Origin of the sequence: Paenibacillus sp. LjRoot56, assembly GCF_964253335.1 — a bacterium.
In the GTDB taxonomy this organism is placed as follows: Bacteria; Bacillota; Bacilli; order Paenibacillales; family NBRC-103111; genus Paenibacillus_E; species Paenibacillus_E allorhizoplanae.
The window spans coordinates 111,835-124,796 of record NZ_CAXURV020000007.1; the positions used below are offsets into that span (position 1 = coordinate 111,835).

The 12,962-nt window shown below is 48.4% G+C and carries 9 protein-coding genes; 2 read left to right on the top strand and 7 right to left on the bottom strand.

Going from position 1 to position 12,962, the window contains the following annotated elements; all coding sequences use genetic code 11:
• Positions 1–241 precede the first annotated feature (241 nt).
• Together ACSQ8O_RS35125 and ACSQ8O_RS35130 are read left to right on the top strand one after the other, a co-directional pair.
• Entirely contained in the window at positions 242–3,028 is a 2,787-nt protein-coding gene (locus tag ACSQ8O_RS35125; RefSeq protein ID WP_436245581.1) for a family 14 glycosylhydrolase, read from the top strand.
• Positions 3,029–3,263: 235 nt separating this feature from the next.
• Positions 3,264–3,872 carry an SET domain-containing protein gene (locus ACSQ8O_RS35130; RefSeq protein WP_436245498.1) on the top strand — a complete coding sequence of 203 codons (609 nt, stop codon included), beginning with the start codon at positions 3,264–3,266 and terminating at the stop codon, positions 3,870–3,872.
• Here ACSQ8O_RS35130 and ACSQ8O_RS35135 read toward each other — a convergent pair.
• From ACSQ8O_RS35135 to ACSQ8O_RS35165, 7 genes are all read right to left on the bottom strand, one after another.
• Positions 3,836–5,977: an ATP-binding cassette domain-containing protein gene (locus tag ACSQ8O_RS35135; RefSeq protein ID WP_436245499.1), complete on the bottom strand. Its 2,142-nt coding sequence runs from the start codon at positions 5,975–5,977 to the stop codon at positions 3,836–3,838. The two genes, ACSQ8O_RS35130 and ACSQ8O_RS35135, sit on opposite strands and share 37 nt — an antisense overlap.
• Before the next feature lie 236 nt (positions 5,978–6,213).
• Entirely contained in the window at positions 6,214–7,692 is a 1,479-nt protein-coding gene (locus ACSQ8O_RS35140; RefSeq protein ID WP_436245500.1) for an ATP-binding protein, read from the bottom strand.
• Positions 7,683–8,441, bottom strand: a complete 759-nt coding sequence (locus ACSQ8O_RS35145; protein WP_082595345.1) for a response regulator transcription factor — start codon at positions 8,439–8,441, stop codon at positions 7,683–7,685. Before ACSQ8O_RS35145 ends, ACSQ8O_RS35140 begins: the two co-directional genes overlap by 10 nt.
• Before the next feature lie 192 nt (positions 8,442–8,633).
• Positions 8,634–9,512: a hypothetical protein gene (locus tag ACSQ8O_RS35150; protein ID WP_436245501.1), complete on the bottom strand. Its 879-nt coding sequence runs from the start codon at positions 9,510–9,512 to the stop codon at positions 8,634–8,636.
• Positions 9,513–9,547: 35 nt separating this feature from the next.
• Complete coding sequence (locus tag ACSQ8O_RS35155; RefSeq protein ID WP_436245502.1) at positions 9,548–10,834, bottom strand: copper amine oxidase N-terminal domain-containing protein; 1,287 nt, start codon at positions 10,832–10,834, stop codon at positions 9,548–9,550.
• The gene (gene glmM, locus ACSQ8O_RS35160) at positions 10,815–12,173 is read right to left on the bottom strand and encodes a phosphoglucosamine mutase (RefSeq protein WP_436245503.1); all 1,359 of its coding nucleotides are present in this window, start codon (positions 12,171–12,173) and stop codon (positions 10,815–10,817) included. The genes ACSQ8O_RS35155 and glmM overlap by 20 nt, the downstream gene beginning before the upstream one ends.
• Before the next feature lie 24 nt (positions 12,174–12,197).
• On the bottom strand, positions 12,198–12,959 hold the full coding sequence (locus tag ACSQ8O_RS35165) for an NTP transferase domain-containing protein (RefSeq protein WP_436245504.1): 762 nt from the start codon (positions 12,957–12,959) through the stop codon (positions 12,198–12,200).
• Between the last annotated feature and the right edge of the window lie 3 nt (positions 12,960–12,962).

The following is a 12,962-nucleotide window of genomic DNA, read 5'->3' on the forward strand; positions in this document are numbered from 1 at the left end:
AGGAAATCGCTTAGAATAAAACCGCAAACGTTTGCAAAACTCTGCGCTTCACCATCTCCAACACACCTACACGATGACCGGCATACGCCCTCCTTTTTATGTGGCTCCAACTCTTTCATGTACTACTCGAAGGCCCTTTTATCCACCAGCCCCACAAATCGCTACAAAAAGGAGAATGGTAAAATTGAGTTTATCTACGATCGCTTGGAGGAAAGCTCGCATACTTGTATTAGGATTTTTCTTGGTTTTCAGCACAATTCTCGGCTTGTTCAGCAACTCGAATACGGCTTCCGCTGATGTAGCGGGCGATTTCAAAGCTTCAGTTATGGCTCCATTGACGAAAATCACTGATTGGAATGCCTTTAAAAATCAATTAATTACCTTAAAAAATAATGGCGTTTACGCCTTGACCACCGATGTGTGGTGGGGCGATGTGGAAGCCGCAGGCGATAATCAATTTGACTGGAGCTACTACACGACGTATGCCAATATTGTTAGTCAGTCCGGACTTAAGTGGGTACCGATCTTATCCACACATACTTGCGGCGGGAATCCCGGGGATGACTGCAATATACCGATTCCAGCTTGGCTGTGGAGCAAGGGTACCGCTGATGAAATGAAGTACAAAAGTGAAACTGGTTATGTAAACAATGAAGCCATTTCACCTTTTTGGAGTGGTATCGGACAGCAGTATAATGAATTATTTGCCTCGTTTGCTGCCAATTTCACAAGCTATAAGTCCATCATCCCCAAAATTTATTTAAGCGCTGGGCCTTCCGGTGAACTCCGCTATCCTTCCTACTACAATTCGGCCGGCTGGAGCTACCCTGCAAGAGGGAAGTTTCAAGTATATACAGATACAGCTAAGAATGCTTTTCGAAATGCCATGATTACGAAATACGGCTCATTGAACGGTGTCAACCAAGCTTGGAACTTATCCTTAACCAGCACAAGCCAAATCAACCCTCCAAGTGACGGTGATACCTTCTACTCCACTGGTGGATACAATTCAACGTACGGCAAAGATTTCCTCACCTGGTACCAAAGTGTGCTTGAAAACCATCTTGGTGTCATTGCAGCTGCAGCGCATACCAACTTCGATTCCGTATTTGGTGTCCGTATCGGCGCCAAAATTTCCGGTCTCCACTGGCAGTACAACAATCCATCTGCTCCCCACAGCGCTGAAAACACCGCAGGTTATTACAACTACACGACACTGATACAGAAATTTAAAGACAACAATTTGGATCTGACATTTACCGCTTTGGAAATGAACGATGATGGCAGTGCTCCAGCCTACTCGAAACCTTCTACGTTGGTAGATAACGTCTCTTCCATTGCCAACAACCTTGGTGTTCGACTAAACGGTGAGAATGCTTTGCCAACTGGCAATTTTCAAAAAATCGAAGAAAAAATCATGTCATGGGGATACAACGGCTTCACGCTGTTGAGACTTGCTAATCTCGTTAATAGTGATGGTTCGGCAAATGGCAATATGGCTGGCTTCAAGCAGTATGTCATTAATCACACGAAAAATGGCAACGATAACACAGAAGGAAATAAGGTGACTCTTTATTATAAAAAAGGGTTCACAACCCCTTACGTCCACTACCGTCCAGCAGGGGGTACATGGACAACAGCACCTGGGAAAGCCATTCCAGACTCTGAGTTGAGCGGCTACGCCAAAACCACGATCGACATCGGTACAGCAACTCAACTGGAAGCCGCATTTAACAACGGCAGCGGCACTTGGGACAGCAATAACTCACAGAACTATTTCTTCAGCATAGGTACTTCAACTTACACACCTGGTAATAATGGTGCCGCAGGTACAATTACTACAGGATTGCCGCAAGGGATCGACACGACCGCACCAAGCATTCCTACGAATGTAGCTTCCACGAGCAAAACAGATACAAGCATCTCCTTGAGCTGGTCAGCTTCAACAGATGCCGTTGGTGTCACAGGTTATGAGATCTGGCGCAATGGTGTGAAAATTGCTACAACAGCTTCCACGAGCTATACCAATTCAGGTTTAACGGCTAACACAGCCTATAGTTATACAATAAAAGCTTATGATGCGGCAGGAAATCTATCCACTGACAGTGCAGCTCTTAGTGTAACGACAAATCCTACACCTGTGGGCAACTCTGTTACCGTTTACTATAAGAAAGGCTACGCAACGCCATATATTCACTACCGTCCAGCGGGAGGAACATGGACAACAGCTCCAGGAACAGCTATGCCGAATTCCGAATTAAGCGGCTATGCCAAAATTAGCATTACTATTGGCACTGCCTCCCAATTAGAAGCTGTTTTCAATAACGGCAGCGGCACTTGGGATAATAATAACAGCCAAAACTACCTATTTAATGTCGGCACTTGGACTTTCACCCCTAGCTCTACAGGCGGAGTTGGGAATATTACAGCGGGTCTACCACAAGGCGTTGACACCACAGCTCCGAGCACTCCGACAAATCTGGCATCCACGAGTAAAACGGATACAAGCATCTCCCTGAGCTGGTCAGCTTCCACTGATACAGTTGGTGTGACAGGCTATGAGATCTGGCGCAATGGCGTGAAAATTGCTACAACGGCTACCACCAGCTATACCAATTCTGGTTTAATAGCTAACACGGCTTATAGTTATACCGTTAAAGCTTATGATGCGGCGGGTAATCTGTCCGCTGACAGCGCAGCTATTAGTGTAACGACCAATCCTATACCTGTGGGCAACTCCGTTACCGTTTACTACAAAAAAGGCTTCACGACACCGTTCATCCACTACCGCCCCGCAGGCGGTACTTGGACAGCTGTACCCGGAATCGCCATGCCTAACTCGGAATTAAGCGGTTATGCCAAAATAACCGTTAATATTGGCACGGCTTCCCAATTAGAAGCTGTTTTCAATAATGGCAGCGGTACTTGGGATAACAACAATGGGCAAAATTATTTATTTAATGTTGGTACTTGGACTTTTACTCCTAGTTCAAGCGGGGGTGTCGGGAGCATTACTGTTGGTCCGTGATTTTGGAAAAGAGCAGCGCTGAAGTAATAAAGCCAGAGAAGGAAGTCTTCTCTGGCTTTTTATATTGGGAGATTATCATCATGCTTTTCTAAAGGGAAAACGCTGAAGGATGCAGGCGAAGCTGCGAAAGTAGCTTTTTTCTTTTAGCTAATATAAAAGCAGGAATCTACAAGTTAATCAGTAATATATTAATAAACGACAAATACTGTCGATTTTCAATTGGGAGTGTAAGAATATGATGCATCCACATACGGAACTACGTTACATTGATGACAAGATTGGCTTTGGCGTATTCGCTACCCGACTCATTCCCAAAGGGACGATTACTTGGGCACTCGATGATTTGGATCAAATTCTGGAAACAGAAACGGTACAAGCGCTCGAGGAAGACCGAAAGAAGCTCGTTCTGAAATACTCCTATCGCAATCAGGAGGGGAAGTACATCCTTTGCTGGGATAATGGCCGTTATGTAAACCATAGCTTTCATGCCAATTGTATTGGAACCGCATACGAAATTGAAATTGCGGTCCGTGACATTCACCCTGGGGAGCAGCTTACCGACGATTACGGCTCACTGAATGTGGATGAACCTTTTGAATGCTTCCCAGAGGAAGGCACCGATCGAACGCGAGTGATGCCCGGCGATTTGCTGCTATACGCTGATGCATGGGATGCTCAGGCATTAGACGCTTTCCGGTACTACGATGAGGTCGAACAGCCGCTGGCGCATCTCATCCGCCCGGAATTTAAAGATAAAGTAGCAATCGCTGCTAAAGAGCAGCGATTGCTGGATTCCATTCGAGTCATTCATTTTGACCGTGCTTCCAAGAATGATGTCAAATGAGGAGCGCGTTTCATTAAGTCTTGGAAAAATTCACGCTGCAGCGTGATAAAGACGACCGGTGATAACGTGTGAATCGTAGCGGTTCGGGGAATGTTGCGAAGTAAAGCCACTTCCCCAAAGAAATCGCCGTCTGACAGCACGGCAACCCGATCATTGTTTCCTGCACTGTTTCTTTTCAATACTTCGACCTTACCCCTCACAATGATGTAAAACTTATCCCCCAGATCACCTTCGTGGATGATCGTCCGTTCTTTGGCATACGATTCCGTAACGAAAAAGTGGGATATATCCCGTAATAACGATTCATCCATTTCTGAAAAAATCGGAAATAGCTTCAGCCTTCCCGAGCTAATCTCTACGTGATAGCCGTCCTCGCTAATATCGAAGCCATTCTGCTTCGTCCACGATTGTTTATAACGTCCTTCCGGCAACTTTAGTAATTCCTGATGACTGCCTTGCTCAGCAACTTCGCCTTGATGCATCACATAGATACAATCGGCATGCTCTGCTGACGCAAGTCGGTGTGTCACGGATATGACTGTCCTGGTGGCAGTTATTTGTTGTAACGTCTTGTTGATTGCCGCCTCTGTCGCCGGGTCAAGCGCCGAGGTCGCTTCATCCAGGATAAGAATGGCCGGGTTACGAATGATCGCCCTGGCTATCGCGACACGTTGTCGCTGACCGCCGGACAGACGTCCGCCACGCTCGCCGACATCCGTATCGTACCCTTCGGGAAGGCTCATGATGAATTCGTGGATTTCGGCTAAACGTGCTGCCTCCATCACTTCCTCGTCGCTAGCTTCCGGCTTGCCAAGGCGAATATTTTCACGAATGGAAGATCGAAAGAGGAAACTTTCCTGAAACACGATGCCGATTTGAGATCGGAGTGATTGCAACGCAATTTGACGGATATCGGTTCCATCGTAGCGCACCGATCCCATCTGCGGATCATAGAAGCGCATCAGCAAGTTAATGATCGTGCTTTTACCAGAGCCGCTGGCTCCAACGAATGCAGCAAAGGTGCCTTTGGGAATCGTCAGGCTGATGCCGTTCAAACTGCGCTGCTCGGGGCTATAAGCGAACGTGACACTACGAAATTCAATGTCATGTTCAAAATGAGGCAGATGCTCGGCTTGATCATTGCTGGGAACGCTTGGCTGCTCATCGAGCAGCTCACGGACCCGCTGCATACCGGATGTCGCTTCAATAAATTGAGGCGCAAGCCAGGTTATAGCCGCAACCAAGTAGCTCAGGCTGAGCAGAATCGCGCTGAAGGCGAGCAGCGAACCGATAGAGAGGATGCCGAAGTAAGCGAGCATTGATCCCACGCAAATCGTCATCAAGTTCAAAATCATCGTACCCATATTGGTCGTACGGTCGATCAGGAAACTTAAGAAGCTGGATCGGGTCGATAACTTCCCGTATTGCAGCATACGATCGGCAAAGCGTCCAATCATTAACGGCTGAAGCCCAAACGCTTTAATGACCGGTTGCGCACTCACATTTTCCTGTACAGCTGTAGCGATGCCGGCCTGCTCTTCTTTCAACTGATAACTGGCATCATAAGCCTTCGACCCGAATAATTTCGGTCCGATCAGACAGAGCGGCAATCCGATCACCGCAAGCAGCGCAAGCTGCCATTGCAGCACGAATAGCACGCCTACGTTCAAGACAAGCCCTAGTATGGATAAAAACGCGTAGGGAATCAGCTTGATAAACGTATCGATGGAAATGAGATCATTATTGAATCTGGAAACGATATCTCCCCCATGAATTCGATGGAAAAAGTCGGTAGAAAGGCTCTGCAGCTTCTCAAAGAGCTGCTTATAGTAATTCGTCACGATGCGGGAGCCGAGACCTGCGAACATGCGATCACGGTACATACCCACCACGACAGATGCGAGAGCGCCGGAAACCATGAAGGAAAGTATCAGAAGAAGCAAGTTATACTGCTGCGGAACGATAGCCAAATCAATAATGAATTTGTAGCTGAGTGGCATGAACGTTTCGAAGGCCAGCTCAACAAGGAGAGCGGCCAACAGAAGCGCAGTCTGCAGCTTGTACTGAAGGAAAGAAGAACAGAGCAGACGGACAAAGGAAAACATGAATAACCTCCCAATACTAAAGATAACCATTTCCTTCATTTTAACATTGCCGTTGGGTTCTACATAGCACTTCACAAAATCTAAAGCGAACCTGTCCTATATAAAAAAAACACCCTATAATCGGGTGCTTTTGGCGCCTTCTAACTATTTAGTCCACTTCAAATACAACATAAAGCAGAAAACCGCAGAAAAGGAACCCTCCTTTCTGCGGCTTTCTATTAATAGATGGATACGAGCTATCCAACACCAGCTAAATTTGCCAACGGCTGCACATACGGACGGTTTTCATAAAGCGGAATTCTGACCTCAAAGGCGCTTCCGATCCCCAGATCGCTTTGCACGCGAATGCTTCCATTGTGAAGCTCGACGAGCTCTCGCACAATGGCAAGCCCCAGACCGGATGAGCCTTTATGCTTCACGGGTCTGCCTCGCTCCACTTTGAAGAAGCGCTCCCAGATGAGCCCTTGATCCTCCGGTGTTATACCGATTCCCGTATCGGTTACCGTGATGAGGACACACCCTTCCGATGGAACGGCCATCGCCTTTAATTCGATTGTTCCGTTCTCGGTGAACTTAACGGCATTTTTGATCAAATTATTTAAAATTTGTTCCAGTCGATCCGGATCGGCGTGAGCCTGTGGCGAATTTTCATCCAAGAGGCAGTGAATCACTGTCCCGCGAAGTTCTGCTTCCGGTTGGAATTTAAAGGCCAGCTTGGACATCATCGCCTGAACATCGACTGGCAACCACACAAGATCGATTTCCTTATTTTCCAACTTCATTAAGTCGGTAATATCATCGACTAGTCGGTTCATATGTAGGGTTTCGTTGTACATGATATCGTAATATTTATCCCGCGCTCCTTCTTCGATTAAACCATCTTGAAGTGCCTCCAAAAAACCCCGCATCGCCGTAAGCGGCGTTCGCAGCTCATGGGAAACATTAGCCAAAAAGTCATGCCGCAGCTGATTCAGCTGTCTCTTTTCCAGATCAACGCGTGCAAGCTGCTCCACCATGTGATTAATGGTTGTCGCAAGCTCACCAATCTCATCCTTGGAATCGATTTGAATTCTCTCACTGTAATCACCGATGGCAATCTTGGCTGCCGCCTTGTCGATCTGTTGGATAGGTCGGCTAATGGACCAGGACAAATAGAAGGATACACCAAATGAAAAGAAGATACCGAGCAGGGTCACCCAAAGGATGGTTTCTCTCAGCTGAGTGATCGTCTCATTCATCCCTTTAAGAGGCGAATGCAGAACGATACCACCGTATACGTCGTTGTCTTTTCCCCATGGGACGGCAATCGAAAGCATGCCTTCCTTAAAACTTTCAGATTGATTCCATATGGTGGGTTCACCATTCAGGACTTGGTTTACCACTTCCGTGCTGATGACCTTGCCTACGTTCACCTCATCCTTTGAGGAGGTAGTAACGATGTTTCCATTCAAATCAAATATCCAAATACGCGAATCAAAGGCTTCATCGAAAAAGCGCAGCTGCTCCTTAAATCTATCACTCGGTTCCGTCTGATTTTGAATGGCGAGATTCACCTGCTTGGCTTGCCGGATCATCTCATTACTTTTGGAGTCGACGATATAATCCTTGGCAAATATCGAAATAACGAGCCCCACCGCACATAGCCCCAGAAGCACCGTAACGATGGAGCTGGTTAGCATTTTGCGGAGAATGCTTTTATTTGCATTTAGGAACATGCAGCTACCTCAAATTTATAGCCCACTCCCCAAACCGTATGAATGCAAACATGATGACACGGGCTTAATCTTTCACGAAGTTTTTTTATATGAACGTCCACTGTTCTCATATCGCCTAAAAAATCATATCCCCACACCTGCTCCAGCAGCTGTTCCCTTGTAAACACGTCGCCCGGAGATTTCGCAAAAAAGGCGAGCAGTTCAAACTCCTTGGGCCGCATGTCAATCTTCACACTCCCCGCGAGCACCTCTCGGCGAGCCACATGAATGACCAAATCATCAAACTCATATTGGACGGGGGCATCTACCTCAATAACCCGCTGTCCCTTCTGCATTCTACGAAAGATCGCTTTAATCCGCGCCACTAGCTCCCTCGGACTGAAGGGCTTGGTCATATAATCATCGGCACCTAATTCAAGGCCTAGCACCCGATCAAACTCATCGTTCTTCGCGGTCAGCATAATGACCGGCACATCATCATAACGCTTGGTAATCTCACGGCACGTTTCATAACCGTCGAGCCCCGGCATCATCACATCTAGAATCACAATATCAGGCTTTACTTCTGCTAAAATGGTCAGGGCCGCGACACCGTCAGGGGCTTCGATTAATTCGATGAGCTGCTGACGGAAATATAACCGGATGATTTCTCTCACATTCGGATCATCATCCGCAATCAACACTTTCCAAGTCACAAACGGTTCACACCTTTCTATGATCCTCTCATAGATTTCTACAATCTTTTCCATTTTAAGGGGGTATACGAACTTGTGTTTCTTATATTACACACTAGGAATTGCATGACACCGCTTACAAAAAGTGACAAAAAGCCGCAAAGTAAGCGCACTTCATTCCGTCAGATCCCGCGTCGCACAAGGCGTCCCCCGCTTATCCCTCAAAAAAAAGCCCTCTATGGAATAGAGGACTTAAAGAAATTACTTTCACCACGAAGATAGTGCTGTTCTCTTCCATGTATTAGGTGCCACACACACATAGACATACCCATCATCCCACGCCATCTCCCCCACTTCTCCGGGCGCAGTCGCCGAGGCTGGCGTCATCGATTTTCGGATGCGGATGCTGTCATCACTAACATCAAGCTTGGTCTTGGCATCCGAGTTTCCAATGCCGATATTGCCGCTGCTGCGATTGATGGTTAACGGATTGTCCAGTGCTTTACCATCATCCGAATAACGGATAATTTGCAGATTGGAGCCGGCATTTCCTCCGGTTTCTTCGGAGTTATCTGCACGCATTGCCCAGCGTGGCGTCGTCACGTTCCCCGCATCCGCTTTGGCCCAAGTCAGATCACGATTGACCCCACCGGTTCCGGCAACTCTTAAAATCCCGTCCATCACATTGAAATTAGAGGAATGCGTCCGAATTTCAGCCACATCCTGGTCGAATGGAATTTCCAGACGCGTAAACAGCTCATTCGGATTTTTGCCATCAGGTGCCATTGTTGTTTCAAACGACATATGATTATGATCATGCTGCTCCGGGTTATTCGCTTTGGCATGAGCGATAATAGCCGCCTTGTCCTTACCATTCTCATCTAGCCAAGCGATGGCCGGCTTCGCTCGGTCTTTCGTCCACTGCAGTCGAATGAGATCCGACAAGTGGCCCTCCGAAGAGATCCACTGCTTATCGGTAGAAAGATGAATCCGATCATTATGAGGAACCTCAAGGCCTCCACCCGGTAAAGACGATTCCTGAAAGGTGCCAGCCGTCTCATGGCCGCCTGTGAAAGCGAAAGCCATTCCTGAGACACCGATCGCCGCACCAGCCAACAGAGAGATCATCAAGCCTATTTTTTTCATTTTGCATCCTCCTCCTTCTAGTTCATCGAACCCGCTCAGCGATTAGCGTTCAATAGGTCGATCCACCTCACGTAATCATGGATAGCGATGCCGATATAGCTCGGATAAGGGGAGAGGCCTTCCTTGACCTGTTTCAATTCCGACTCCATAAGTGAAGAATTCGACTTATAAAAGGTCGTATAATCGGCTTCCTTACTGGACAGCGTATCCACGGCAATAACCGCTTGTTTCTTCAGTGTAGCTGCTTCTAAAATGATCGATTTGGCAACGGCAATGATGCCGTTGCTGCCGAGTGCCTTATTCCGATAAGCCATAATGACGACACTATCCGCCTTCTCCAGCAGCCACGCGCTAAAGGAGTAGCTGGATCCCGGAACGGTAAGCGTGTTTATCCAAAAGGGAATATCGAAGGCCATCGTCATGCTGCGATCCGTGTTGTTCACTTCCAATTCAATGAATCTGATCGTAGCCATCCACCGTTCGAGCACCCAGGTTTGATTAGTCTTCCACAGGCCCAATGTGTAGGGCTCAATATCAAAATGGAAGCCTTGGAAGCGTTCGATAGCACCTACCGAAGCGTTATATTGCGTAACCGCTGCAATCCATTGCTTGATATAGATATGCTTATCTTCATAGATCCAATCCGATTGGCCAGCCAGCGCCTCAACCTTGATGCCCTGCTCATTCGCTCTGCGTATGAAATTACGGTAAACATCCTGAGCCGGGTATGTTTTTTCATAGCGCAGATAGATGGCAGTCAGTTTTTGCTTCGCAGCAAACGCGAGGATGCTATCACCATCCGTCTCAATCAGCTTGCTGTCCCAGATCCAAGTGGACCTTTGTGCTTTATCCGCCGAAGTGATTAGTACCAAATTCCGTTCTCCCACCCAATCGACATCGGCCCCGAGGCTCTCACTAACCGCTCTCAGCGGAACCATGGTTCGGTCATTTTTCAGGACAGCCGGAGCGTCTAATTCCACCTGCTTACCGTCAACCGAAGCAATCTTTTGACCAATGGTCAATGATGTTGTTGCGTGCTGATCGCGAAAGGTTACCTGTTCCAGGGAAGGATTCCAATCCACTTTAGCACCTAGTTTTTCAGCAATTTCCCTTACCGGCACCATCGTACTACTCGTCTGTTCATCGATGTAGGGCTGGGCATCCGTAAAGACGATCTTTTCCCCGTTGACCTGCACCCCAAGCTCCGTGTTAAGCGAGTACACCGGAAAAAATAATGGAACGCTTGTTACGATTTGAATAAGAATCAAGCATACAATCGTCTTTCTCATAGGGACGAACGGATTAAACCACGCTATATTCAAGCTCTTCCTTTACCACCTCTACAATGCCTTCCACATAACCGGACAACTCCCTTTCATCCGGTCCCTCCGCCATCACACGCACGAGTGATTCCGTGCCCGAAGGCCGTACCAATACACGGCCACGGCCGGCCATCTCACTTTCCACCTGACGGATGACGGTATCAATGCGACGATTGCCTTCTAGCTTGGATTTATGGTTCACACGCACATTAACCACCAGCTGAGGGTATTTGACAACAGGGGACACCAGTTCGGACAAAGGCTTCCCTTCTTGCAGCATGACCTGCAGGAGTTGAACGGCCGATAACAGGCCATCCCCTGTCGTGGAATGATCCAGTAAAATGATATGTCCGGAAGACTCACCGCCCAAGTTGTAGCCGCCACCCTGCATCGCTTCCATAACATGCCGGTCTCCGACCTTGCTTTTTAACGAATCGAGACCGATGCTTTGCAGCGCTTGATGAAAGCCAAGGTTGCTCATGATGGTAGAAACGACCATGTTTTGACTCAGACGTCCCTGCTTGGCCAGTCGAGCGGCAAGGATATAGAGGATGTGATCCCCATCCAGAATCTCGCCCCGTTCATCAACCGCAATCAGCCGGTCCGCATCACCGTCGAACGCAAGTCCCGCATGAGCCCCCTGTTCCAGCACGGCCTTACGCAAATGCTCTGGGTGCGTTGAGCCGCAATCCTGATTAATATTTAAACCGTCTGGCTGATGATGCAATAGAATAGTCTCCGCTCCCAGTTCCGCGAATAGCTGTGGAGCCAGGAAGGAAGCCGCCCCGTTCGCACAATCTAGCACGATTTTGCATCCCGACAGCGGTGTCGCAGCCGTCGACTTCACGTAGCTCACATAGTCCTGAGCGCCCTGCGGATCATCACGCAGGATGCCAATACCCGCTCCCGTAGGGCGGAAATTCCGATGCTCGTCACCCTGTAAGCGGCTCTCGACTTCCGCTTCCCACGCATCCGGCATTTTGAAGCCGTCCCTGCCAAAAAATTTAATCCCGTTATCCTCCACCGGATTATGAGACGCGGAGATCATCACCCCTGCATCCATGCCTGATTGCCGTGTGACATAGGCCACACCTGGCGTCGGTAGAACGCCCAGCCTTACGGCATCCGCCCCGGCGGATAACAACCCGGCAGCCAAAGCTGCTTCTAGCATATACCCGGAGATACGGGTATCCCGTCCTATGACAACGGTCGGCCGTTTACCTTCACAGCCGCGCGTCAGCATGTAGCCAACAATAAGCCCTAATTCAAAAGCCAACTCTGGCGTTAACTCGCGATTGGCAACTCCTCTGACGCCATCTGTACCGAAAATAGCTCCCATATCAGCTCTCCTCCCTATCACTTGTTAGGCAAAAATCCCCATATGTTCATAAAAGGCTCGATTCGCCTCCTCCAATTGTTCAGGGGTGTTAATCCCCATCACTTCTGTCGGATCGTCGAGGATCATCGCCTCGAATTTCTTCTGGCCACCGGCAATACCGGTCTGTCGCATGACCTTCACGATATCGGTCAAGTAGTACTCCTTCTGCGCATTGTGATTGGAAACGCCAGGGAGCGCTTGAAACAAGCTTTCATTATCGAAACAGAAAATCCCTGTGTTAATTTCGTTAATCCGTTTCTGCTCAGCCGTTGCGTCTTTCTCTTCAATGATATCGACAACTTCGCCGCTTGTAGGATTTCGGATAATTCTTCCATACCCGGTTGGATCGGGAACGATCGCGGTCAACACCACACCAGCACTTGTGTGTGCCCGCTGGGCCGCCAACAGCATTTCAATGGTGGATTGTCGGATGAGCGGCGTATCGCCCGTAAGCACCAAAGTCGAGCCACTGCGGTTACGGAGCAGAGGCTCAGTCTGATGAACGGCATGTGCCGTTCCAAGCTGATCCTCCTGCTGGACGTAAGTAACCCGCGCTCCCAAGCACTTCTTCACCAGCTCTCCCCGATGACCGATCACTGCCAAGATCTTCGTGATCGGCATCGCTTCCAGCTTGCCCACCAAACGGGCGATCATCGGTACGCCTCCAACGGGATGAAGCACTTTGGGCAGCTCCGACTTCATCCGTGTGCCCTTCCCTGCAGCTAACAAAATAGCGAATGCTTCCATGCG